The following is a 22,877-nucleotide window of genomic DNA, read 5'->3' on the forward strand; positions in this document are numbered from 1 at the left end:
GGGCACCCCGCGCCGCACCACGGGTCAGGCCAACTGGGTGGCCTGCAGCCGCGCGTAGGCCGAGTCGCGGGCGAGCAGCTCCCGGTGGCTGCCGGACTCCACCACCCGGCCCCGCTCCAGCACCACGATCCGGTCCGCCCGCCTGATCGTGGAGAGGCGGTGGGCCACGACGAAGACCGTCCGGCCGGCGACGAGACGGGCGAGCGCCTCCTGGACCTGCGCCTCGGAGCGGGCGTCCAGCGCCGACGTGGCCTCGTCGAGGACCAGGACCCGGGGGTCGCGGATGAGGGCCCGGGCGATCGCGAGCCGCTGGCGCTGCCCGCCCGAGAGCCGGGCGCCGCGCTCCCCCACGACCGTGTCGAGGCCGTCCGGCAGCGCGTCGACGAACTCGGCGGCGTTCGCGTCGCGCAGGGCGCGCCGCAGCGTCGCCTCGTCGACGCCCTCCATGCCGTACGTGACGTTCTCCCTGACGGTCCCCTCGAAGAGGACGGACTCCTGCGGGACGACGGAGACGAACCTGCGGTAGCTGCGCAGGTCGAGCCCGGCCATGTCCGCGCCGTCGAGGAGCACCCGGCCGGCCGTCGGGCGGTGGAAGCCGAGGACCAGGTTGAGCAGCGTGGACTTCCCCGCCCCGGAGCCGCCGACGATCGCGAGGGTGGTGCCGACCGGCACGTCGAGGTCCACCTCGCTCAGCGCGGGCCGGTCCGCGTCGCCGTGCGTCAGCCCCGCCCCCTCGAACCGGAAGGCCCCGGACACCGAGTCCACCCGCTCCTTGCCGTCGTTGACCTCCAGGTCGGGCGCCTGGAGGACCTCGCCGACGGACTTCAGGGACTCCACCGCCCTGCCCACGACGGGTGCGAGCGCGAGCAGGCTGGTGACGGCGCCGGTGAGGGTGGAGAAGTAGGCGCTGAGCATGACGACCTCGCCCGGGGTGACCGACGTCCAGCCGTAGTAGGCGACGAGCGCCGCGCCCGCGAGGCAGGCGGTGCCGAGCCCGTTGAAGACGACCCAGGACAGGGATCCGAAGCGGGCGTTGAGGAGGTCGAGCCGCGTCCCCTCCCGCTGCACCCGGTCGAGCTCGCGCCCGACGCGGCCCAGGGCCGTGCGCTCCAGGGCGTGGGCGCGGGTGATGGGGATGAGGGTGGTCATGTCGCTGACGGAGGCGGACATGCGCTCCACCGAGCGGCGGTACGAGGTGTTGCCCTCGCCGAGCCGCGCGCGCAGCGCGCCGATGAGCAGCACGGCGACGGGGACGAGCACGAGGAAGACCGGCAGGAAGACCGGGGTGACCACGGCGATGACGGCGAGGCCGCCGGCCAGGGTCGCGACGGCGGTGAGGCCGTTGTCCGCCGTCTGCTGGACTCCCGTCTCCAGCGTCTCGACGTCCCTGACCACCTTGGCGTGCAGCACGGACGAGCTGGTGCGGCTGTGGAAGCCGATGGAGAGCTGCTGCATCCGGGTCACGAGGGCGGACCGCAGGTCGCGGCCGAGCCGGCGGATCGCCCCGTGCATCCAGCGGACGTACAGCAGGTGCAGCGGCGGGTTCAGGAGGAGGACCGTGAGCATCACGGCGCAGTTCCACCACAGTTCGGAGACGGGCCGGTGCTCGACGACGACGTCGATGATGTTCGCCGTCACCGGCGGGAGCAGCCAGACGGGCGCGTGCTTGGCGAAGAAGACCGCGACGGCCCCGGCGAGCCGCGCGCGGTCGGGCCGGAAGAGGTAGTGGACGGTGCGGATCGGGTGTTCCCCGCGATAGCGGTGGTCGAGGGTGCTGCGGTTCATGGCTCCTGGGGTTCCTTCGTCGGGGCCGGCGGCGGGCCGTGCCGCGGCACGCGTCCGACGGCGGCATCGGGGCCAGGGCGGGGGTCCGCCGCGTACGGGGCAGCCCGGTTCCGCGGCCGGGGACGGCCGGGATCTCCCTGGGGCGAGGACGGCGGCGTGCTCTCGGAGAAGCATGCGCCGCGCGGGCCGCGGATTCCAGTGCCCGCGGGCCCGCTTCGAGGTGGTGCGCGCGCCCGGCGGGACCGGGGGCGGAGGTGCCGCTCCGGGGCGCGGCGGGCCGGGGCGGTGGCCGCCCCGGCCGGGTCTCCGCGGCGCCCGTCCGCCCCGCGCCGTGGCGGTAAGGTCGGAGCGTCGAGGGTTCAGGATGGAGCTGGGGTGGCAGTGAAGCGGCCGACGATGGCGGACATCGCGCGTCGGGCGGGTGTGTCGAAGGTGGCGGTCTCGTACGCGCTCAACGACCGGCCCGGCGTGTCGGAGGCCACCCGCGCCTCGATCAGGAGCATCGCCGAGGAGCTGGGCTGGCGGCCCAACAGCGCCGCCCGGGCGCTCACCGGCGGGCGGGCCCAGGCGGTCGGACTCGTCGTCCGGCGGCCGGCCAGGACGCTCGGGGTGGAGCCGTTCTTCATGGAGTTCATCAGCGGCGTCGAGTCGGTGCTCGCCGAGCGTTCGTACGCGCTGATGCTCCAGATGGTCACGGACGAGGTCCAGGAGATCGAGGTCTGCCGCCGCTGGTGGGGCGAGCGGCGGGTCGACGGCGTCTTCCTCATGGACCTGCGCTCCGAGGACGCCCGGGTCGGCGCCGTACGGGACATCGACCTGCCGGCGGTGGCGATCGGTCCACCGGAGGTGGCGGGCGGCCTGCCGGCCGTCTGGTCGGACGACGGCGCCAGCGTCCACGAGATCGTGCGGTACCTGGCGACGCTGGGGCACCGGCGGATCGCGCGGGTGGCGGGCCCCGCCGAGCTCGCGCACACGGCGGTGCGCGACGCCGCCCTCGCGGAGGCCTGCCGGGAGGCCGGCGTCCCCGAGGCGCTCCTGACGCACACCGACTACACCGGCGAGGAGGGCGCGCGGGCCGCGCGGGCCCTGCTCATCGCACCGCGGCGCCCGACGGCGATCGTCTTCGACAACGACATCATGGCGGTGGCCGCGATGGCGGTGGCGCAGGAGCTGGGCCTGTCGATCCCCGCCGACCTGTCGGTCGTCGCCTGGGACGAGTCGCCGCTGACGCAGGTGGTGCGCCCGATGCTGTCGGCCGTCACCCGTGACATCCCTGCGTACGGCGCCCGTTCCGCCGCCGCCCTGCTCGCCCTGATCGACGGGGAGGCGGTCGAGGACATCCGCGAGGGATACGCGCACTTCGTTCCCCGGGGCAGCACCTCCCCGCCGCCGCGCTGACCCCCCGTGCCCGGGGCGGCGGTGCCGGGCTACTTGGTGGCTCCCCGCGCGAAGCCGTTGTAGATCCACCGCTGGAGCAGCAGGAAGACGACCAGCGTCGGGACGATGACGAGGATCGCGCCGGCGGAGATGGCCTCCCAGTGGGCTCCGAAGGGGCCCTTGAAGCGGAAGAGCGCGGTGGAGATGGTCCCGAGGTCCTCGGAGTGCAGGTAGAGGAAGGGGAGGTAGAAGTCGTTGTAGGTGGTGATCCCCTTGATGATGACGACGGTGGCGATCGCCGGCTTGAGCAGCGGGAAGATGATCTTCCGGTAGATCGTGAAGGCGTTGGCTCCGTCGAGCCGGGCCGCCTCGTCGAGCGAGACGGGGATGCCCCGGATGAACTGCAGGAAGATGGAGACCGAGACGATGTCGGTGCCCATGTAGAGCAGGATCGGCGCCCAGCGGGTGTCGACGAGGCCGAAGCCGTTGATCACCTGGAAGGTGGCGACCTGGGTGGTCACGCCGGGCACGAGGGTGGCGATGAGGAAGCCGGCCATGACGAGCTTCTTGCCCCGGAAGTCGAAGCGGTCGACGGCGTACGCGGTCATGGAGCCGATGATCACCGTGCCGCCGATCGAGAAGACCAGGATGAAGGCGGTGTTCCCGAACGCCATCAGCATCTTGCCGTCATTGAAGGCGGTGACGTAGTTGTCGAAGTGGAGCCAGTTCCCGGGGAGCGACAGCGCGCTGCCGTCGCCGACCTCCTCCGAGGTCTTGAGCGAGGTGAGGAAGACGACGGCCAGCGGGATCAGGACGGCAGCGGACGCCACGAGGAGCGACAGGTAGGTCAGCGCGCTGCCGACGGGCAGACGGCGCCGGGGGGTGCGACTCGCCTTCACGGTGGCGGTGGTGAGGTCGGGGGAGGTCATACGAGGTCCACCTTGTCGTCGGGCACGAGCCGGCGCTGGATCCAGGTGATCAGCAGGATGATCAGGAGCAGCACCACGGCCGCGGCCGAGGCCAGGCCGGTCTTGTTGAACTGGAACGCGAGCTTGATCGTCTGGATGACGAAGGTCTGGGTGCCGGTCGCGCCGCCGGTCATGATGTAGGGGATCTCGAAGACGGACAGCGAGCCGGAGATCGCCAGGATGGCGCTGAGGCTGATGACGGGCTTGATGCTGGGCGCGATGATGTGGCGGAACTGCTTCCACTTGCCGGCCCCGTCCAACTCCGCCGCCTCGTACAGCTCGCCCGGGACGGACTGGATCGCGCCGAGGAAGAGGACGAAGTTCAGCCCGGTGAAGCGCCAGACGGAGACCCCGGCCAGCGAGACGTTCGCGGACGTCGGATCGCCGAGCCAGGCGTGGTCGGTGCTCACGCCGAGCAGGGACAGGACCGAGTCGAGGGTGCCGCCGTCCTGGAAGAAGTACAGGAAGACGAAGCCGATGGCGACGCCGTTGATCAGGTAGGGGAAGAAGAGGATCCCCTTGAAGAAGTTCCGGAACCGCAGGTTGAAGCTGAGGATCACCGCGAAGTACAGCGCGACGACGATCTGCACCACGGACGCCGCGAGGTAGTAGCCGCTGACGAAGAAGACGCGGAAGAGCTCGGGCCGGGTGAAGATCCGGACGTAGTTGTCGAAGCCCACGTTCTCCCGGTCCGGGCTCACGCCGTCCCAGTCGGTGAAGCTGTACGAGATCATGCTCGCGACCGGGACGCAGGTGAACGTGATCAGCAGGGCGAGCGGGGCCGCCAGGAAGAGCCAGGGCGTGATCCGCCGCAGGGGTGAATCCCGCCAGGATCTCGTCCGTCCGGCGGCGGGGCCGTGCCGGCGGCCCGCCGCCCGCCGCCCGCCGCTCCCCTCGTCTGTCGCGTCCGTGCCGGATCGCCCTGTCATGGTGGCGCCCTCCGGTGCGGTGTCGGTTGTCTGGGTCATGTCGGCCTTTCGTGTCCGCGTCCGCGGAGGGTCCGGGGCCCCGGCCGGTGTCGTCCGGCCGGGGCCCGCTCCGCCGGTGTCAGCTGCCGGCGGTCTTCGCCGCCTCGTCCCACCTCTTGTCCAGGTCGGCGAAGAAGTCCTGGAGGCTGCCCTTCGCGGCGCCGCGGGCCGTGTCGATCAGCTTCTGGCGGTAGTCCTGCTTGTTGAGGCCGATCTCGGCCGCCTCGTCGATGTCGTTGACGGCCGCGGTCTTCGCCTCGGAGCGGTCGAAGAACGTGACATCGTTGTCAACGAAGTCCTGGAGCGTGGCGGGCATCGGGGCGGACTTGACCGCGGAGACCACGCCCTCCTTCTCGGCGAAGCCGGACTTCTCCGTGAACCAGTCGACCCAGGCGCGCGCGGCGGGCTTGTTGTGCGAGTGGATGCTCACGGCCTGCTGGTAGTCGGAGACGAGCGCCGCGCAGTGCTTGCCGTCCTTCTGGACCGGGAAGGGCATGAAGCCGATGTCGGACGCCTCGCCGCCGGCCTTCTTCGCCGCGTCCCGCATCTGCGTGATCGACCAGGAGCCCAGCATCATCGTGGCGATCTCGCCCTCGCCGAGGAGCGCCTTGGAGGTCTCCCAGTTCGTGGTCGTCGGGTCCTTCTCCGACAGGCCCTGCTTCACGATGTCGTACAGGAGGCCGTCGGTGGTGTTCAGTTCACCGCCGGCCTTCCAGGGCGAGACCGGGCCCGCGAGGGCGTTGCCCGCCTGGGCGTCACAGCCGACGACCCCGAGGTTGTTGGTCCACTGGACCAGCGGCCAGCCGTCCTTGAAGTTGGTGTAGTACGGCGTGGCGCCGGTCTTCTCCTCGATCGCCTTCAGGCCCGCCAGGAACGCGTCCGGGGTCTTCGGCCACTCGGTGACGCCCGCCCGCCGCCAGAGCTTCTTGTTGTAGACGAAGCCGTTGGCGGTGCCGAACTGGGCGACGCCGTAGACCTTGCCGTCCACCTCGGCCTTGTCGGAGAAGCGGTACTTCGACAGCTCCTCGGCCGTGCCGAGGGGGGCGAAGAACTTCGGGTAGTCGTTCTTGGCCACCGCTCCGGGGATGAGGAGCACGTCACCGTAGTTGCTGGTGTTCATGCGGATCTTCACCTCGCCCTCGTAGTCGGTGATGCCGTCGAACGTGACCTTGACGTTCGGGTAGACCTTGTTGAACTCGGCCGCGTACTCCTGCAGCGCCCCGCTCTGCACCAGGTCCGTCCGCTGGGTCAGGACCTTGATCTCGCCGGAGACCTCCTTCGGGTCCGACGGAGGAGCGGCCACCTCGCCGGTGGCACCGCCGCCCCCGCCGCCGCACGCCGGCAGCGTCAGCATCACGGCGGCCAGCACGGCGCCCGAGAATGCGGTCGTCTTCTTGTTCCCCATGGCCCAACTCCTTCAAAGTCACGGCTCAGGTCATCGGTGGGATGACGGCACTATGTCAGCCAGCCGTGAACCGGTAAAGTGCCGATTTCCAGCGTGATGCCCAATCGTTACCAGGGGCATCGCCCAACAGCCCCCACAGGCCAAGGGAAAAGGGACGGGCTCACCCCTCGACCCTGTTCACTTCACCGGTTCATGGACAGTTAAGTAAAGAGGGGGCTAACTTGTCGGCCCGTACACGCATCCCGCCCACCGTCAGGCGATTGGAGCCGCACACCATGAAGGACGTCACCCAGCTGCACGAGGGGTGGAGCCTGCGCCACGAAGGCGCACTGCTCCCCGCGCGGGTGCCCGGCTGTGTCCACACCGACCTGCTCGCCGCCGGGGTGATACCGGACCCGTTCCTCGGCACGAACGAGACCGCGATCGCCTGGGTCGGCCGCCGCGCGTGGTCGTACGTCACGGAGCTCCCCGCCCGCACCGGCGGGCACGAGCGGTCCGAGCTGGTCTTCGAGGGCCTGGACACCGCCGCCGAGGTCCTCCTCGACGGCGAGTCCCTCGGCTCGACGCGGAACATGCACCGCGTCCACCGCTTCGACGTGACGGGCCGCGGCGGCCCCCTGGAGGTGCGCTTCGACTCGGCGTACGACGAGGCCGAGAGGGTCCGCGCGCTCACCGGCGACCGGCCCAACGTCTACCCCGAACCCTTCCAGTACCTCCGCAAGATGGCCTGCTCCTTCGGCTGGGACTGGGGCCCCACCGTGGTCACCGCCGGCATGTGGCGGCCGGTGCGGATCGAGCACTGGTCCACCGCCCGGCTCGCCGAGGTCCGGCCGCTGGTCACCGTGGACGGCACGACCGGCCGCGTCGAGCTGCGGGTCGCGACCGCGCGCACCGGGACGGGTGAGGGCCGCCCGCTCACCCTGCGCGCGAGGGTGGCCGGCGTCGCCGCCGAGACCGTCTTCGAGGGCGCGGAGACGGTGCTGCGCCTGGAGGTGCCCGAGCCGGAGCCGTGGTGGCCGCGCGGATACGGCTCCCAGCCGCTGTACGGCCTCGACGTCGAGCTCCTGGACGCGGACGGCGCCCCGCTCGACTCCTGGTCGCGCCGGATCGGCTTCCGCACGGTGACCGTCGACCGCTCCGCCGACGAGCACGGCACCGGCTTCACCTTCGTCGTCAACGGCGTGCGGATCTTCGCGCGCGGGGTCAACTGGATCCCCGACGACGTGCTCCCCTCCCGGGTCACCCCCGAGCGCTACCGCACCCGCCTGACCCAGGCCGCCGAGGCCAACGTCGACCTCGTGCGGATCTGGGGCGGCGGCATCTACGAGGACGACGCCTTCTACGACGCCTGCGACGAGCTGGGCCTCATGGTCTGGCAGGACTTCCCCTTCGCCTGCGCCGCCTACCCCGAGGAGCAGCCGCTGCGCGGGGAGGTGGAGGCGGAGGCGCGCGACAACGTTGTCCGCCTGATGCCGCACGCCAGCCTCGTCCTGTGGAACGGCAACAACGAGAACCTCTGGGGCTTCCGCGACTGGGGATGGGAGGAGCCGCTCGCCGGCGACTCCTGGGGCGAGGGCTACTACCTCGGGATCCTGCCCCGGATCGTCGCCGAACTCGACCCGACCCGCCCCTACGCCGCCGGCAGCCCCTGGTCCGGCTCCTGGGACCACCACCCCAACGACCCCCGGCACGGCACCCACCACTCGTGGGAGGTCTGGAACCGGCGGGACTACGCCGCCTACCGGGCCGACGTCCCCCGTTTCTGCGCCGAGTTCGGCTGGCAGGCGCCCCCCGCGATCAGCACCCTGCGGCGCGCGCTGCCCGGCGAGGAGCTCGCCCCCGACTCCCCCGGCGTGCTCCACCACCAGAAGGCCGAGGACGGCAACGGCAAGCTGAACCGCGGCATCGAGCGCCACTTCGGCCTCCCCGACGGCGACTTCGACCGCTGGCACTACCTCGCCCAGGTCGTCCAGGCCCGCGCCGTGGCCGCCGGCATCGAGCACTGGCGCTCCCACTGGCCGGTCTGCGCGGGCACGGTCGTCTGGCAGCTCAACGACTGCTGGCCGGTGAGCAGTTGGTCCGCCATCGACGGCGACGGACGCCTCAAGCCGCTCCACCACGAACTGCGCCGCGTCTACGCCGACCGCCTGCTCAGCCTGGTCCCCGCCGAGGACGGCCCGGTCCTGGCCCTCGACAACCAGTCCGGCACCACCTGGCGCACCACCGTCGTCCTGCGCCGCGTCCACGCGGACGGGACCGTGCTGCGGGAGACCGCCCTCGACCTGGAGGCGGCGGCCCGGACCGTGGTGCGGCGGGCCGTCCCGGCCCCGCTGCTGCCGGAGGCCGGCTCCGGCAAGGAACTCCTCGTCGCCGACGCCGACGGCCTGCGGGCGGTCCACCTCCCGGTGTACGAGAGGGAGTTCGCCCATCCGGCGCCCGCCTACGACGTCCGGGTCGAGCCGGCCGGCGACGGCTCCTCGGTCGTGACGGTCACCGCCCGCACCCTCGTCCGGGACCTCCTGCTCCAGGCCGACCGGCTGGACCCGGCCGCGAGCGCCGACCGCGGCCTGGTCACCCTGCTGCCGGGCGAGGAGGTCCGGATCGCGGTGAGCGGCTGGGCGGGCGGCGCCCCGGAGGCCGTACGGAGCGCCCTGTTCAGCGTGGGAGCGGTGTGAGCGTCCCCGCCCCGCGCGCCCCCGGCCGGCGCGTCACGATCACCGAGGTCGCCGCGCTGGCCGGGGTCTCCAAGGGCGCCGTCTCCCTCGCCTTCAACAACCGTCCCGGAGTGTCCGCGGCGACCCGCGAGCGGATCTTCGCGGCGGCCCGGGAGCTCGGCTGGAGCCCGAACCAGACGGCGCGGAACCTCTCCGGGCGGCGGGCCGGCATCGTCGGCCTGGCGATCTGCCGGCCGGCCCGGCTGCTCGGGCTCGAACCCTTCTACATGGAGTTCGTCTCCGGCATCGAGGACGTCCTCGCCGAGCACTCCTGCTCCCTGCTCCTGCGGCTCGTCCGCGACCTGGCGGAGGAGTCCGCCCTGTACCAGGAGTGGTGGCGCGGCCGGACGGTCGGCGGGGCGATCCTCGTCGACTTCCACCGGGACGACCCCCGGATCCCTCCCCTGCGGGCCCTCGGGATGCCGGCCGTCGCCGTCGGCCACCCCTCCCTGACGGGAGGGTTCCCGTCCGTCTGGACGGACGACGCCTCGGCGGCGGCCGAGGCGGTGCGCTACCTGGCGGCGCTCGGTCACCGCAGGATCGCCCGCGTCGGCGGTCCGTCCGGGCTCGGCCACAGCGGCATCCGCGCCGCCGCGTTCGAGGCCACGATGGCCGAACTGGGCCTGGACGGCGGGCGGCAGGTGGCGACCGGTTTCGTGGGCGAGGAGGGGGCGCGCGCCACCCGCAGCCTCCTGATGTCGCCGGACCGGCCGACCGCGATCGTGTACGACAACGACATCATGGCCGTGGCCGGGGCGGCGGTGGCGGCGGAGATGGGCCTCTCGGTCCCCGACGACGTCTCCCTGCTGGCCTGGGACGACTCCCAGCTGTGCCGCCTGACCCATCCGCCGCTGTCGGCGATGAGCCACGACGTGCACCGGTTCGGCGCCGAGGTGGCCCGGACCCTGTTCGGGGTCATCGAGGGCACCCACCGGGGTTCCCGCCAGGTCCCGACGCCGTCACTGACGCCGCGGGGTTCGACGGGTCCGCCGCGGCGGGCGTAGGCGGGCGGGGAAGCCGCCGGGGTGCACCCCGGCCGCGCAGGCGTGCGGGAACGGGCCCCACTGCCCGGACGGTGCTGCGGCTCTTTCCGGGCAGTGGGGGGACGAGGGGCCGCCGATACGGTTCGGAAAGCGCGTCCGCCGATCGGCGGACGCGCTTTCCGGGCCCTGGCGGCCGATTCGAGGCTAGGGCTCCGGACGACCGGAAACAACAGCCGTGACATAACCGGTTAAGCTCCGTGGTGCCCGCTCTCCTCCCCCGCTTCTCCGCCCACCCGCGCGAAGTGCGGCGCCCGGCTTCCCCCTTCCCTCCGCACCCCCTCGCCCCCCGTGCGCGCCGTACCGGTCGTGGCGCGGAAAACCGTTCCGGCGCCCTCCAGTTCGACCCCGGCGCCCGCGGGCACGTACACGGCCCTCCCGGGGCCGAGGGCGAGGCGCGCACCGGCCGAGGAGACCGTCACGGTCCCGGCGGTGCACAGGAGGATCTGCGGCGCGTCCGGCGTCGCGCGCCGGCGCGGCCCGCCGGCCCGGAGGACGTACCGCGAGAGCCGGAAGTCGTCGACGGGGGCCGGGTAGGCCTCCTCGCCGTCCACCTCCCCGGGCGTCAGCACGCGGGGCGGCGGCGCGTCGAACCGGACGACCCGGGCGAGCTCCTCCGCGTCGACGTGCTTGGAGGTGAGCCCGCACCTCAGGACGTTGTCGGAGCTCGCCATGACCTCCACGCCGAGCCCGGAGAGGTACGCGTGGGGCACCCCGGCCCCGAGGAACAGCGCCTCTCCGGGCGCCAGTTCGACGTACCGGAGCATGAGCGCGGAGAGCAGCCCGGGGTCGCCCGGACGGGCCCGCGCGATGCGGCGGTACGCGTCGAGCCGGTCCTCCCCCGGTCCGGGGGCGGCCGCGAGCGCGCGGGCGACGGCACCCGGCAGACCGGCCGGGGCCCCGAGGAAGGCGCGGAAGACCTCCGCGAGCGCCCGCGCCCCCGGGGCGCCGCGCAGGGTCTCGGCGTACGGCCGCAGCGCGGGCACCCCCAGGGAGTCGAAGAGCGCGGCGCAGTCCGCCGGGTCCCGGAAACCGCACAGCCCCCGGAACGGGGTGAGGGCCACGATCATCTCCGGCTTGTGCCGGTCGTCCCGGTAGTTCCGGTGGGGCGCGTCCAGGGGAACACCGAGCGCCTCCTCCCGCGCGAACCCCGCCCGCGCCTGGGCGGGATCGGGGTGCACCTGGAGGGAGAGCGGCGCGTCGGCGGCCAGCAGCTTGAGCAGGAACGGCAGCCGCGGCCCGAACCGCCGCACCGTCCCCGCCCCGAGCTCGCCCTCCGGGTCCTCGGCGACGACCCGGTCCAGCGGCACCAGCCCCCCTCCCCTGGAGACGCGGGAGGGGGCCGCCCGGTGCGCGCCCATCCAGAGCTCGGCCTGGGGCACACCGGTGGGCGGCTCCCCCATGAGCTCCGGAAGGAGCGTCAGGGAGCCCCAGTCGTAGGGCCGGAGGGTGTTGTGGAGGAGGTCCATGAGGTTCTTCCCTGGGGTGAACGGACAGGGCGGGGGGGACGCCGACGGAGCGCGGAAGCGCGTCAGCGCGGGGACGCGGACGGCGCGGGGACGCGGACGGCGCGACCGCCTCGGCGGAGGGGGGAGCCCGCGGGCGTCCGGGGTGCGTACCGCTCCGCCCCGGCCACCCGAAGTCCCGCGCGGGCCTCGCGGTGCGGAGTGCGCGGCGGCCCCGCGCGGTCGATGGGGGCCTCCGGAAGGCAGCACGGGCGCGCGCCGGCACGGACGTGCAGGCCGACGGGGCGTGGTGGCGTGCGCCGGCGGGCGGACTTCGGCGACCGGACGCCGAGGCCGCACGCGCGGGGCCGACGTGCGGGCGGCGCGCGGGCCCGACGCGCAGGCCCGACGCGGAGACCGGGCGCGCAGGCCGGACGCGGTCACCGGGCGTCAGAGGGTCGCGCGGCTCCCGGCCCCCGCTCCCGCGCGGGAGAGGCCCGCCGCCGCCGCGCCGATCAGTCCGGCGTCGAGGGCCAGCGCCGCGGGCACGACCGGGACGTCACGGGTGAAGTCGAGGACGGCGTAGGAGGCGAGGTGGCGCCGCAGCGGGGCGAACAGCACGTCGCCCGCCTGGGAGACGCCGCCCCCGACGACCACCAGGTCGAGTTCGACGAGCGCGGCGGTCGCCGCGACGGCGGCGGCCAGGGCGCGACCGGCCCGGTCGAACGCGGCCAGGGCCCCCGGGTCGCCCGCGCGGGCGGAGGTCCCGACCTCCCGGGCGGTGGCGGGCAGTCCGGCCGGGGGCGTCCAGCCGGACTCCAGGGCGTGGGCGGCGATCGCCGTGCCGCTGGCGTAGCGCTCCACGCACCCCCGGGCGCCGCACGGGCACACGGGGCCGTTCTGGTCCACGGTGATGTGCCCGATGTGACCGGCGTTCCCCGTCGTCCCGGCGTGCACGGCACCGCCGAGGACCAGTCCGCCGCCCACCCCGGTCGAGACGACCATGCACAGGGCGTTCGCGGCGTTCCTCGCCGCGCCGATCCAGTGCTCGGCCGCCGTCATCGCGACGGCGTCGCCGATGAGCACGGGCTCGATGCCCGCGGGGACGGCGGGGTGGCTCCGTACCCGTTCCACCAGGGGGAAGGAGCGCCAGGCCGGGATGTTCACGGGGCTCACCGTGCCGGCGAAGGTGTTCACGGGCCCGGCGCTCCCGATGCCCAGGCAGGCCAGCGCGGCCCACTCGGGCCGGTCCGCCAGCTCGTCCAGGACGGAGGTCACGGCCGCCATCAGCGCCTCGGCGGAGTCCCGCGCGGGCGTCGGCCGCTGCGACCGCGCCACGACGCGCCCCTCCGTGTCGACCAGCGCCCCCGCGATCTTCGTACCCCCGATGTCCAGCGCTCCGTACACCATCCCGCCCCACCTCTCCAGAACCGTCCGACCTGTGCGGACACCACTCTGCCGAGCTATGACAACGTTGTCCAGTCGTGAACGGATCCGGTTAAGCCACCGCCGTGACGGGAGAGGGGCCGCTCCGGATCGCTCCGGAACGGCCCCTGGCCCGCGACCGCGCGTCACGCGGCGCCCGTCGGCCGGCCCGCGTCAGGCGGCCCGGCGACGGCCCCGGACGCGGCGCGGGTACGGGAAGAGCCGGGGAGGGCGCTTCGCGGCGACGTCCTCGATCCAGCCGAAGGCCGGCACCAGCAGTCCGATCAGCGGGATCGCCACCATCAGCGGGAACCACTGGCTGGCCAGCAGCCATCGGAAGTGCTCGTAGAAGAAGCCGACGGACCAGAGGGGGTCGATCAGGGGGATGGCGGCCACCAGGGCGATCTGGTGCCAGAGGTAGACGCTGACGGCGCGGGCGTTGAGCAGGCTGATCAGGCCGTTCCAGCGTTCCAGCGGCCGGGGCCACCGCTCCCAGGAAGGACTGACGTGGAGCAGGAGGGCGACGAAGCCGAAGGACCACAGGGCCTGGGCGACCGGCCAGCTCTCGATGTCGGTGTGCACGGTCGGGTCGACCGGCCGGGTCTGGAGGTACCACCAGCCGGCCACCATGATCAGCGGGGCGACCGACGGCACGACGTACTGCGGGATCTTCTTGAGCAGCCCCTCCTGGTGGGCCATGCCGAGGATCCAGCAGGAGCCGAAGGTGGCGAAGTCGCTGGTGTTCTCCCAGACCCGGCCGTAGAGGAACTCCTGGTCGATGAAGAACGTGTTCATGACGATCGCCAGCGCGAGCGGCGCGGACAGCGTCACCACCGGCATCCGCCGCAGCGCCCACAGCATCAGCGGCGACAGCAGGACGAACCAGAGGTACGCACGGAGGTACCAGAGCGGGACGATGACCTGCACCGCCCAGCCCTGCCCCACGAGGTGGTCGAAGCCGTTCAGCGCTTCGGCGTACGGCGGGGTGCTCAGCGGCAGGATCCAGAACAGCAGCTTGCCCCACCACCACGCGGGGTGCCCCTCGGCGTCGGGCCCGTCGCCGTCGAGGATCTGGGCGGTGACCACGATCGCGCCGAACAGCCACAGCGGCGGCAGCAGGCGGCGCAGGCGGCCCCGGATGACGCCGAGGGCGGGCCGGCCGAGGGAACGGGCCATCAGCGACCCGGCCAGCGCGAACATCACGCCCATCGACGGGAAGACGACGGGCAGCCAGAACCAGCCGAAGTTGTGGTAGAGCACCACGCGGACCAGCGCCAGGGCGCGCAGCAGGTCGAGATAGCGGTCCCGGCCGCCCTTGGCCCCGGACGGTGCCGTGGGGTCCGGCTCCGGCCGCCGCGCCGGTTCCTGCCGCAGGGCGGCGGGGACGCGCAGCCGGAGGGTCTCGTGGACGCCGGCGGACTCGAAGGATGCGGTCATGGTCAGGCCTCCACCGGTGCGGCGACCTCGCCGGTGCGCCGGAGCTTCTGCCAGCGCAGCCGGCCACCGGTCAGCGCCGTGATCACGGACTGCAGCAGGACGATGTACATCAGCTGCCGGTAGACCAGCTGCTGGATCGGCAGGCTGATCAGGTGCAGGGGCTTCTCGCCGTCGAGCCGGAAGGCGTACCACGACAGCGCGGCCTGGAGCAGGATGAAGCCGCCCCAGCTGGCGAGGGTGATCGGGGCGTCCGCGAACAGCACGCCGTACAGCAGGAACATGTCGACCAGCGGCGCGAGCAGCGGGGCGACCACGCCGAACATCACGACGAGCGGCAGTCCGAGCCGGCCGAAGCGTCCGGCCGGACCGCGGGAGGTGACGGCGCGGCGGTGCTTCCACATCGCCTGCATGCTGCCGTAGCTCCAGCGGTACCGCTGGGACCAGAGCTGCTGGAGGCTGGCGGGGGCCTCGGTCCAGGCGCGGGCGCGCTCGGCGTAGACGATCCGCCAGCCGTCGCAGAGCACCGCCATGGTGATGTCGGTGTCCTCGGCGAGGGTGTCGTCGCTCATCCCGCCGACCCGTCGCAGGGCCTCCTTGCGGAAGGCGCCGACCGCGCCGGGGATGGTCGGGATGACGTTGAGCATGTCGTACATCCGGCGGTCCAGGTTGTGGCCGAGGACGTACTCGATGTGCTGCCAGGCGCCGATCAGGCTCTCCCGGTTGCCGACCTTGGCGTTGCCCGCGACCGCGCCGATCGTCCCGTCGCCGAAGGGCTGGACCAGCTCGCGCACGGTGGACGGCTCGAAGACGGTGTCGCCGTCCATCATCACGACGATCTCGTACGACGCGGCCGCGATGCCGGTGTTGAGCGCGCTGGACTTGCCGCCGTTGGCCTGGCGGATCAGCCGGACGAACGGCAGGGCCATCGCCTCGACGATGTCCGCCGTGCCGTCCGTGGAGCCGTCGTCGACGACGATGACCTCGATCGGATAGTCACTGGCGGCCAGCGAGTTGAGGGTGTTCGCGATGCACTCGCGCTCGTTGTAGGCCGGGACGAGGACGGTGACCGGCTCGGTGACGGGTGGTCCCCACGCGTCCCGGCGCCGGGAGCGCCGGGCGTGGAGCGGCGCGAGGACGAGCATCAGCGCGAACCGGCCGAAGTTGAGGAAGCCGACGACGGCCAGCAGCGTGACCAGGACCGGCAGGGTGAGCACGGCGGCCTGGCTGGCCCAGATGAACACCCTGCCCGCCCACAGCTGGTAGCCGTGCACCGGCACGGTGGCGTCGGTGGCGCCGAGCGCCTCGGAGACGGTGGCGAAGCGGTAGCCCTCGCCCCGCAGCCTGTCGATGATCTTCTCGAGCGCGGTGACGGTCTCGGTGCGGTCGCCGCCCGCGTCGTGCAGCAGGACCAGCGCGCCCGCGCCGGGCTTGCGGGGCATCGCCGCCTCGACGATCGCGTCGACGCCGGGACGCTTCCAGTCGTCGGTGTCGCGGTCGATGAACGCGGTGAGGTAGCCGTGGGAACCCACGTACTTGATCACCGGGTAGTTCCAGTCGTCGAGCGCCGAGGCGTCGGAGGAGTACGGCGGGCGGAACAGCGCGCTGTGGACGCCCGCGACGCCGGCCAGTGCCAGCTGCGTCTGCGCCAGTTCCCAGCTGATCCGGGCTTCGGACTGGTACGCCAGATCGGAGTGGGTGAAGGTGTGCACGCCGATCTCGTGGCCGGCGGCGACGATCTGCCGGATCAGCTCCGGGTGGCGCGTGGTCATCGCGCCGGTCACGAAGAAGACCGCGTGGACGTCGCGGGCCGCGAGCACGTCCAGGATCTTCGGGGTCCACTCCGGCGAGGGGCCGTCGTCGAAGCTGAGGACCACGGTGCGGTCGGGGATCCGGTAGCTCACCGGGCTCTCGTTCCTGTCACCGCGCGCGTCGATGACCGGGCCGCCCTTGAGCAGGTTCTCCGGCACGGTCGTCTTGTCGACCGAGGTCGCGATCCGGGTGTCGTGGAACGCCTCGTTGGTGGCGAGGCCGCGGAGGACGAGGAGCGCGAGCAGGCAGGCCAGCAGGGACAGCGGCATGAAGAAGCGCAGCGGTGGCGCGGCCAGTCGGCGCGGTCTCCGCGGGGACTGCCGGCGACGCTGGTGGCGGGACAAGGGCGCTCCTGGAGAGGGGTGGTGCGGGCGATCGGGCACGCGCGGCCGGCCGGCGGGCCCCGGCTCCGGGGGCGGCGGTCGCGGTGTGCCGTGGCGGGTCACGGCGTCCGGCGGGCGGGCCGGACTTCTCGGGCGGGTGTCGCGGTCCGCGCCCGCTAGGGCCAGAAGGGGGGCAGGGGGCCCGAGGTGGGCAGGTACGCGGGTCCCGGCGGGACCTCCATCGCCGGGGCGTCCGACTGCATGCCGATCAGGCTGCCGCCCATGGCGGCCGCCAGGATCGCGCCGACCACGGAGACCGGCCAGCCGAGGCGCCGGAACAGACGGCTGCGCAGACCCGACTGGTCGACGAACACCGGTGCCGGATCAGGCTCTTGGGGACTGTATTCGGCCACCCCGAACTGCGTCGGATACTCCGGTGTGCGCCCGAAGGGCGTGGAGGCTTGGTGCATCTCGTGCGGCCTTTTTGTGCAGGGAAGGAGAAGGCTGAAGGGTAGAGCGAACCGTAGCGGATGGTTCCGGTCGACTCATGCCCCATATCCGGATTTGCCATGATCCGATCAAATGCCGTGACCGGATCGGTATGTCTCCGGACACGTCCCGGCCTGGGGGAGGGCAGGTCTGGACACGCGACGGAATGGCCGAAAGCTTTCGCTAGGATGACGCCTCCCTTCCTGTGCGCAGCGTCCGGCCCCTCGGCACGGGCGCGCCCGGCCATCGCCCCCACGTCCCAAGGAGCCCGCGTGAGCCCGTCCCGCCGCACCTCCCGTCGCCGCGCGTGGACGGCGCTCGCGCTGCCCGCCCTCCTGTGCGTGCTCGCCGCGTGTTCCGCCGCCCCCTCGGCCGGCGGGGGCGACGACGCCGCCGGGCCCGCGCGGGACGCCTCGCCGACGCCCACCGGACCGCCGGGCACCCTGTTCGACGACTTCGACTACACCGGCGCCGACGACCCCTCCCTCGGCGCGCACGGCTGGGAGGTCCGCACCGGTGGGGGCGGTCCGGGCATCAAGGACACCTGGAGCGCCGACGGCGTGGCCTTCGCCTCCGACCCGGCGGCCGAGGGGGGCAAGGTCCTCCGGCTGCGCTCCTCCACCGACGGCACCGCGCGGGGCACCACGCAGGTCGAGGTCCAGACCACGACCCGGAACTTCTTCACGGGAACCTTCGCCGCCCGGGTCCACCTCAGCGACGAGCCCGTGAGCGGGCGCGACGGCGACCACGTCGTCCAGACCTTCTTCCCGATCTCGCCCGCGGACTCCTCGGAGAACTACAGCGAACTCGACTTCGAGTACCTGCCGAACGGCGGCTGGGGTTCGGTGGGTCCGCAGCTCGACAACGTCAGCTGGTACAAGGCCGACCCGCCGGACCGGGTCCACGGCACCCTGAAGCGGCGCCTCGGGGGCTGGCACACCATGGTGATCACCGCCATGGACGGGAAGGTCGTCTACTCCCTGGACGGCAAGGAGCTGTTCACCAGCTCCGGCAAGTACGTCCCGCGCGAGCGGATGGACATCCACTTCAGCAACTGGTTCATCGACCTCCCCTTCACCGGCGGTCCGCGCACCTGGGACATGAAGGTCGACTGGGTCTACCACAAGGCCGACGAGGCGGTCTCCCCGGCGGACGTCCAGAAGGCGGTGGACGGCTTCCGCGGCGCCGGCACCACCCACGTCGACACCGTCCCGAAGCCCTGACCCCACCCGCCTGCCGGAGTGCGCCCCGACCGGGTCGGAGCGCACTCCGACCGGTCGCGCGTGTCGGCCGCGCGTGTGTCGGCCGGTCGCGTGCGCCGGTCCCCGCCTGGTCCCGGGAACGATCGAGAAAAACGATCAGGGGCCGTTCCAGATCGCTCTGAAACGGCCCCTGATCTACGACTGCGGGGCGAACCCCGAGTCGGGACGACAGGATTTGAACCTGCGACCCCTTGACCCCCAGTCAAGTGCGCTACCAAGCTGCGCCACGTCCCGGTGCCCGTCGGCGGCGGGCGTTCCCGCGTCGGCGTGCAGGAGAACATTACCCCACTTCGCGGGTGGAGATCACCCGCCGGGGGCGGGGGCGGAGAATGGCGGGATGACTGGGGACGACGGACGGGCGGGACGCGGGCGGGACCGGGACGCGGAGGGGCGGGCGCGGAACGCGCGGCCCCGGGACGGGCTCGGGAGGCCGTTGCCGTACGGCTCCGAGGGGGTGGCGCGCCAGCCCGAGGGGGTGGTGCGGCGGCCCGGGGAGAGCCTGCGGGAGGCACAGCGACTGCTGGACGCGGGGATGCCGTTCCATGCCCACGAGGTCTTCGAGGACGCCTGGAAGTCGGGGCCCGGGGACGAGCGGGAGCTGTGGCAGGGACTGGCGCAGCTGGCCGTGGGACTGACGCACGCCGCGCGGGGGAACGCGACGGGCGGGGCGCGGCTGCTGCTGCGGGGCGCCGGGCGGGTCGCCGGCCACGCGGAGGCGGGCGGGGCGGTGTACGGGGTGGACGTGGCCGGTCTGGTGGAGTGGGCCGGGGAGCTGGCCGGGCGGGTGGAGCGCGGGGCCGCCGGGGGTGCCGCGCCGCCGGACGCCGCCGCGGAGGCGCCCCGGCTGACGGGAACCGGGACGCCGGGCTGACGGGGCCGGGCTGTCGGCGTGGCCGCCCGGTCGGCGGGGCGACGGCGGGAGGCGGCCGGTGCCCGAGGTCTGGCGTCCGGTGGCCTGGGTCCCAGATCCCAGATCCCAGGTCCGGTGGCCGGGGTGAGCCGTCGGGCGAGGGGCCGCGCTCAGGAGGTCAGTTCGTCCCTGAGGACCGCGGTGTGGCTCGCCTCCGGGTGCTTGGCGGCCGTGAGGAGGGTGACGGTGCCCCGCTCGGCGAGGACGCGGAGGCGGGTGAGAGCGGCGGCGGCCTCGGGGGCCGCCAGTTCGGCCTCGTAACGGCGGCGGAACTCGTCGTGGTCGCCCTCCCCGGGCCCGTGGTACCAACGGCGGAGCTCCGTGGACGGGGTGAGCGCTTTCGGCCATTCGTCGACCTGGGCGTCGGCCTTGGCGAGGCCGCGCGGCCAGAGGCGGTCGACGAGGACCCGGGTCCCGTCGTCGGGAGACGGGGCCTCGTAGACGCGGCGGACGCGGACGCCGGGGGCGTCGGGGAGGTCAGGGGCGGCGGGGAGGTCGGAGGCGTCCGGGGTGGTGGCGGGCATGGCCCCAGGGTGCGCGCCCCCGGCCCGCGTCACCCGTCGACGCGCAGGACGGGCAGGAGGACGGCGTCGACGAACGCGCGGGCGGCGGAGGCGTCGGGGAAGCGGTCCTCCAGGAGCCGCTCGATGCGGAGCAGGCCCATGAAGCTGGGGGCGACGAAGGCGATGGCCGGGTTGTCGGCGGCGACCTCGCCCCGGTCGACGGCGCGCTGGACCACGGCGTCGATGGCGGCGACCTCGGGGGCGATCACGGTGTCGCGCAGCGCGGTGCGCAGGTCGGGGTGCTGGAGGTAGGCCTGGGCGACGGCCTCCATGAGCTCGGTGTCGCGCTCGTGGCGGGCGGAGGCGATCCGGGCGGCCTCGTGCAGGTCGCCGGCGAGGCTGCCGGTGTCGATGCCGGTGAAGATCACGCAGCGGCGGGCGGCGAGGGCGGCGGTGACGAGCTGCGGCTTGGTGCCCCACTGGCGGTAGAGGGTGGCCTTGCCGCACTTGGTGCGGGCGGCGACGCCCTCCATGGTCACCGCGTCGTAGCCGCCCTCGCGCAGCAGGCAGAGCACGGCCTCGTACAGCTCCGCCTCGCGCTCCGGCGTGAGCTTGCTGCGGCGGGCGGCGGCGGTGGCGGCCTGTGTGGACATCGGTCCCTCCCGGAAAGCTCCGGGGCTCTGCGCGCGGGGCGAGAGCACCCTTTCTCTGCACATACGAGAGTAGGGGGTGCACAATCGAGACGCAAACGTATCGAGACGCTTGCGTCTCGATGAAATCGGATCTAGAGTTCCTCCGTTTGTTGCAGATTTGACCGATTGACGGATGGGAAGTGCCGCGCCATGGCTACCCGGATAGGCGGGACACGCGGGCTCCGCCCCGCCTCCCCGGCGGGGGCCGCCCGGCCGCCGCTCCTGCGCGAGCTGCTGCTCGTCACCGGGCTCTTCCTCGTCTACAAGTTCGGCCGGCTCCTCGCCAACGGGCACGAGACGCGCGCCTTCCACAACGCCGACCGCGTCTGGGACGCCGAGCGGGCCCTCCACCTCCCCGGCGAGGGCGCGATCCAGCAGCTCCTGCTGCACGGCGAGCCGCTGATCAGGGTCGCGAACACCTACTACGCGGCCGTCCACTTCCCGGCCACGATCGCCTTCCTCGCCTGGCTGTACTGGCGCCGCCCCGCCCACTACCTGTGGTCGCGCCGCGTCCTGGCGCTGGTCACCGGCGCGGCCCTGGCACTGCACATCCTGCTGCCGCTCGCACCGCCCCGGATGCTCGCCGCCAGCGGCCTCGTCGACACCGCGCGGGTCTACGGCCCGTCCGTGTACGGCGCCGCCCCCGAGGCGGACTCGATGGCGAACCAGTTCGCCGCGATGCCGTCGCTGCACTTCGGCTGGGCCCTGATGGTCGCGATCGGCCTGATCGCCGCGACCCGCTCGCCGCTGCGCCGGTGGTGGCTGCTGCACCCCGTGCTGACGCTGCTCGTGATCGTCGGCACGGCCAACCACTACTGGCTCGACGCGGTCGCCGCGACCGTGCTCCTCGGCCTCGCGCTGCTCGTGGTTCCGGCGCCCGCCCGCCCGTCGTCGTCCTCCGCGCACCCCCCCGCCGAACCGCCCGCCCTCCCCCGGGCGCGGTCCGCCGCCGGGACCGTACCGGCGGGGGCGCTGCGATGAACACCGCCGCCGGCACCGTGCTCGCGGTGCTCCTCTCGCTCGTCTCCGCCGCCGGGTACGCGCTCGCCGCCGTCGCCCAGGCCCGGCTCGCCGCCGCCCCCTCCACCCCCTCGGGGCGCGGGGCACTGCGGGCGCTGCTCGCGCGCGGCCAGTGGTGGTCGGCCGTCGGCCTCAACGCCGCCGGCGCGCTCGCCCACGTGGCCGCCCTCCACTACGGCCCCCTGACGCTGGTGCAGCCGCTCGGCGCGCTCACCCTGGTGGCGGCGCTGCCGCTGGCCGCCCGCACCGCCCGCCGGCGGGTGTCCCGCACCGAGTGGCGGGGCGCGCTGTGGACCCTGGCGGGACTGGTCGGCCTGGTCGCGGTCACCGGACCGGCCGCCCCCGGCGAGGCGCTGAGCCTGCGCGAGTCCCTGGTGGTCGCGGCGGCGACGGCGCTGCTGATCGCGGCGCTCGCCGCCGGCCGGCTGCCCGGCGCCGACCGGCGGGCCTCGCGCACCGACGGGAGCGTGCGGGCCGGCGGGCTCGGGCACGCCACCGCCTCCGGGGTCGCCTCCGGGGTCGCCTCGGCGCTCACCCAGACCCTCACCGCCGCGCTCGCCGTCGGCCTGCCGGGCGGGCGGCCCGCCTGGTGGCAGACCGCCCTGCTCGCGCTGCTGATCTCCGCCTTCGCCATGGGCGGCCTGCTCCTCTCGCAGACCGCCTACCGGGGCGGGCTCGCCGCACCGCTCGCGGTCGTGAACCTCTCCAACCCGGCGGCGGCGGCCGTCATCGGCGTGGCGCTGCTCGGCGAGACCTTCCGGGCGGGCGCCTGGGGCTGGCCGATCGCCGCCGGGGCGGCGATGGTCGCGGCCCGCGGCGTCGTCCTCCTCACCACGGGCGGCCCGGCCGCCCCGGAGCCGTCGCGGAAGCCGGGGCCGGGGGCCACGCCCGAGCCCACCCCCGCGACGACCCCGGCCCTCCCCGCCCCGGCACCGGCACCCGCCTCGGCCTCCACCGCGACACCCGTCCCGGCCCCCCTCCCGACGCCCGTTCCCGTTCCCGTCCCCGCCTCGGCGCCCGCCCCGACCTCCGGCCCGGTGCCGGTGCCGGCACCGGCCGCCGCGCCGACCGCAGCCGGCCTGGCCGAGGCGCTGAGCGGGGCGTTCGTCCCCGTACCGGAAGCCGAGCCCGCCCGCTGACCCGGGAACGCACGCCGGACCCGCCGGGCCCGGACGGGCCGGACGGGCCGGACGGGCCACACCAGCCCCTTCCACCCCTCCCTCACCTCTCCCCTCACTTCCACCGCTCCTGCCCCTCCCATCCCTCCCCTCCCTCCAGCCACTCCACCCCCTTCGCGTCACCTTG

The 22,877-nt window shown here is 73.7% G+C and carries 18 protein-coding genes and 1 tRNA gene; 7 read left to right on the forward strand and 12 right to left on the reverse strand.

Annotation, left to right across the window (positions count from 1 at the left end; translation table 11 throughout):
* Nucleotides 1-24: 24 nt before the first annotated feature.
* Nucleotides 25-1,785 carry an ABC transporter ATP-binding protein gene (locus IE287_RS08265; protein ID WP_189848266.1) on the reverse strand — a complete coding sequence of 587 codons (1,761 nt, stop codon included), beginning with the start codon at nt 1,783-1,785 and terminating at the stop codon, nt 25-27.
* Nucleotides 1,786-2,166: 381 nt separating this feature from the next.
* Between IE287_RS08265 and IE287_RS08270 the strand changes: the two genes are divergently transcribed.
* Nucleotides 2,167-3,183, forward strand: a complete 1,017-nt coding sequence (locus tag IE287_RS08270; RefSeq protein WP_189848628.1) for a LacI family DNA-binding transcriptional regulator — start codon at nt 2,167-2,169, stop codon at nt 3,181-3,183.
* Nucleotides 3,184-3,212: 29 nt separating this feature from the next.
* Here the strand turns inward: IE287_RS08270 and IE287_RS08275 are convergent, their stop codons facing one another.
* The 3 genes from IE287_RS08275 to IE287_RS08285 all read right to left on the reverse strand — a co-directional run bounded on the left by IE287_RS08275 (nt 3,213) and on the right by IE287_RS08285 (nt 6,503).
* Entirely contained in the window at nt 3,213-4,091 is an 879-nt protein-coding gene (locus IE287_RS08275; RefSeq protein WP_189848267.1) for a carbohydrate ABC transporter permease, read from the reverse strand.
* Nucleotides 4,088-5,098, reverse strand: a complete 1,011-nt coding sequence (locus IE287_RS08280; protein WP_373307819.1) for a carbohydrate ABC transporter permease — start codon at nt 5,096-5,098, stop codon at nt 4,088-4,090. Before IE287_RS08280 ends, IE287_RS08275 begins: the two co-directional genes overlap by 4 nt.
* A gap of 79 nt (nt 5,099-5,177) precedes the next feature.
* The gene (locus IE287_RS08285) at nt 5,178-6,503 is read right to left on the reverse strand and encodes an ABC transporter substrate-binding protein (protein WP_189848268.1); all 1,326 of its coding nucleotides are present in this window, start codon (nt 6,501-6,503) and stop codon (nt 5,178-5,180) included.
* Between the two features lie 275 nt (nt 6,504-6,778).
* On the opposite strand from IE287_RS08285, the gene IE287_RS08290 reads away from it, so the two are divergent.
* Both IE287_RS08290 and IE287_RS08295 read left to right on the forward strand, forming a co-directional pair.
* Nucleotides 6,779-9,178, forward strand: a complete 2,400-nt coding sequence (locus IE287_RS08290; protein WP_189848269.1) for a glycoside hydrolase family 2 protein — start codon at nt 6,779-6,781, stop codon at nt 9,176-9,178.
* Nucleotides 9,175-10,221: a LacI family DNA-binding transcriptional regulator gene (locus IE287_RS08295; RefSeq protein ID WP_189848270.1), complete on the forward strand. Its 1,047-nt coding sequence runs from the start codon at nt 9,175-9,177 to the stop codon at nt 10,219-10,221. Before IE287_RS08290 ends, IE287_RS08295 begins: the two co-directional genes overlap by 4 nt.
* 227 nt (nt 10,222-10,448) lie before the next feature.
* On the opposite strand, the gene manA is transcribed toward IE287_RS08295, so the two are convergent.
* The 5 genes from manA to IE287_RS08320 form a co-directional block, all read right to left on the reverse strand.
* Nucleotides 10,449-11,726 (reverse strand): mannose-6-phosphate isomerase, class I, encoded by a 1,278-nt coding sequence (gene manA / locus IE287_RS08300; RefSeq protein ID WP_189848271.1) that lies wholly within the window; start codon nt 11,724-11,726, stop codon nt 10,449-10,451.
* A gap of 426 nt (nt 11,727-12,152) precedes the next feature.
* Nucleotides 12,153-13,112, reverse strand: a complete 960-nt coding sequence (locus tag IE287_RS08305; protein WP_189848272.1) for an ROK family protein — start codon at nt 13,110-13,112, stop codon at nt 12,153-12,155.
* A 189-nt stretch (nt 13,113-13,301) separates the two neighbouring features.
* The gene (locus IE287_RS08310) at nt 13,302-14,564 is read right to left on the reverse strand and encodes an acyltransferase family protein (RefSeq protein ID WP_189848273.1); all 1,263 of its coding nucleotides are present in this window, start codon (nt 14,562-14,564) and stop codon (nt 13,302-13,304) included.
* A 2-nt stretch (nt 14,565-14,566) separates the two neighbouring features.
* The gene (locus tag IE287_RS08315) at nt 14,567-16,642 is read right to left on the reverse strand and encodes a bifunctional polysaccharide deacetylase/glycosyltransferase family 2 protein (protein ID WP_189848630.1); all 2,076 of its coding nucleotides are present in this window, start codon (nt 16,640-16,642) and stop codon (nt 14,567-14,569) included.
* Between the two features lie 230 nt (nt 16,643-16,872).
* Nucleotides 16,873-17,070: a hypothetical protein gene (locus IE287_RS08320; protein ID WP_189848274.1), complete on the reverse strand. Its 198-nt coding sequence runs from the start codon at nt 17,068-17,070 to the stop codon at nt 16,873-16,875.
* A 387-nt stretch (nt 17,071-17,457) separates the two neighbouring features.
* On the opposite strand from IE287_RS08320, the gene IE287_RS08325 reads away from it, so the two are divergent.
* On the forward strand, nt 17,458-18,408 hold the full coding sequence (locus tag IE287_RS08325; RefSeq protein ID WP_189848275.1) for a glycoside hydrolase family 16 protein: 951 nt from the start codon (nt 17,458-17,460) through the stop codon (nt 18,406-18,408).
* A gap of 199 nt (nt 18,409-18,607) precedes the next feature.
* Here IE287_RS08325 and IE287_RS08330 read toward each other — a convergent pair.
* Nucleotides 18,608-18,681: transfer RNA gene (locus tag IE287_RS08330), tRNA-Pro, on the reverse strand.
* Between the two features lie 103 nt (nt 18,682-18,784).
* Between IE287_RS08330 and IE287_RS08335 the strand changes: the two genes are divergently transcribed.
* Nucleotides 18,785-19,318 carry a DUF309 domain-containing protein gene (locus IE287_RS08335; protein ID WP_189848276.1) on the forward strand — a complete coding sequence of 178 codons (534 nt, stop codon included), beginning with the start codon at nt 18,785-18,787 and terminating at the stop codon, nt 19,316-19,318.
* A 149-nt stretch (nt 19,319-19,467) separates the two neighbouring features.
* Here IE287_RS08335 and IE287_RS08340 read toward each other — a convergent pair whose 3' ends face one another.
* Both IE287_RS08340 and IE287_RS08345 read right to left on the reverse strand, forming a co-directional pair.
* The gene (locus IE287_RS08340; protein ID WP_189848277.1) at nt 19,468-19,881 is read right to left on the reverse strand and encodes a DUF488 domain-containing protein; all 414 of its coding nucleotides are present in this window, start codon (nt 19,879-19,881) and stop codon (nt 19,468-19,470) included.
* Nucleotides 19,882-19,910: 29 nt separating this feature from the next.
* Complete coding sequence (locus IE287_RS08345; RefSeq protein ID WP_189848278.1) at nt 19,911-20,513, reverse strand: TetR/AcrR family transcriptional regulator; 603 nt, start codon at nt 20,511-20,513, stop codon at nt 19,911-19,913.
* A gap of 189 nt (nt 20,514-20,702) precedes the next feature.
* On the opposite strand from IE287_RS08345, the gene IE287_RS08350 reads away from it, so the two are divergent.
* Complete coding sequence (locus IE287_RS08350) at nt 20,703-21,533, forward strand: phosphatase PAP2 family protein (protein ID WP_189848279.1); 831 nt, start codon at nt 20,703-20,705, stop codon at nt 21,531-21,533.
* Nucleotides 21,530-22,711, forward strand: coding sequence for a DMT family transporter (locus IE287_RS08355; protein WP_189848280.1), 1,182 nt, complete (start codon nt 21,530-21,532; stop codon nt 22,709-22,711). Before IE287_RS08350 ends, IE287_RS08355 begins: the two co-directional genes overlap by 4 nt.
* Nucleotides 22,712-22,877: the final 166 nt, after the last annotated feature.

It is taken from the genome of Streptomyces omiyaensis (genome assembly GCF_014650895.1).
Classification (GTDB): Bacteria; Actinomycetota; Actinomycetes; order Streptomycetales; family Streptomycetaceae; genus Streptomyces; species Streptomyces omiyaensis.

Excerpts from the sequence above, each read along its gene's own strand:
- IE287_RS08275 (WP_189848267.1), bottom strand. The coding sequence starts at position 4,091 with ATGACCTCCCCCGACCTCACCACCGCCACCGTGAAGGCGAGTCGCACC.
- IE287_RS08265 (WP_189848266.1), bottom strand. The coding sequence starts at position 1,785 with ATGAACCGCAGCACCCTCGACCACCGCTATCGCGGGGAACACCCGATC.
- manA (WP_189848271.1), bottom strand. The coding sequence starts at position 11,726 with ATGGACCTCCTCCACAACACCCTCCGGCCCTACGACTGGGGCTCCCTG.
- IE287_RS08350 (WP_189848279.1), top strand. The coding sequence starts at position 20,703 with ATGGCTACCCGGATAGGCGGGACACGCGGGCTCCGCCCCGCCTCCCCG.
- IE287_RS08305 (WP_189848272.1), bottom strand. The coding sequence starts at position 13,112 with ATGGTGTACGGAGCGCTGGACATCGGGGGTACGAAGATCGCGGGGGCG.
- IE287_RS08310 (WP_189848273.1), bottom strand. The coding sequence starts at position 14,564 with ATGACCGCATCCTTCGAGTCCGCCGGCGTCCACGAGACCCTCCGGCTG.
- IE287_RS08345 (WP_189848278.1), bottom strand. The coding sequence starts at position 20,513 with ATGTCCACACAGGCCGCCACCGCCGCCGCCCGCCGCAGCAAGCTCACG.
- IE287_RS08315 (WP_189848630.1), bottom strand. The coding sequence starts at position 16,642 with ATGCCGCTGTCCCTGCTGGCCTGCCTGCTCGCGCTCCTCGTCCTCCGC.
- IE287_RS08340 (WP_189848277.1), bottom strand. The coding sequence starts at position 19,881 with ATGCCCGCCACCACCCCGGACGCCTCCGACCTCCCCGCCGCCCCTGAC.
- IE287_RS08290 (WP_189848269.1), top strand. The coding sequence starts at position 6,779 with ATGAAGGACGTCACCCAGCTGCACGAGGGGTGGAGCCTGCGCCACGAA.
- IE287_RS08280 (WP_373307819.1), bottom strand. The coding sequence starts at position 5,098 with ATGACCCAGACAACCGACACCGCACCGGAGGGCGCCACCATGACAGGG.
- IE287_RS08285 (WP_189848268.1), bottom strand. The coding sequence starts at position 6,503 with ATGGGGAACAAGAAGACGACCGCATTCTCGGGCGCCGTGCTGGCCGCC.
- IE287_RS08335 (WP_189848276.1), top strand. The coding sequence starts at position 18,785 with ATGACTGGGGACGACGGACGGGCGGGACGCGGGCGGGACCGGGACGCG.
- IE287_RS08355 (WP_189848280.1), top strand. The coding sequence starts at position 21,530 with ATGAACACCGCCGCCGGCACCGTGCTCGCGGTGCTCCTCTCGCTCGTC.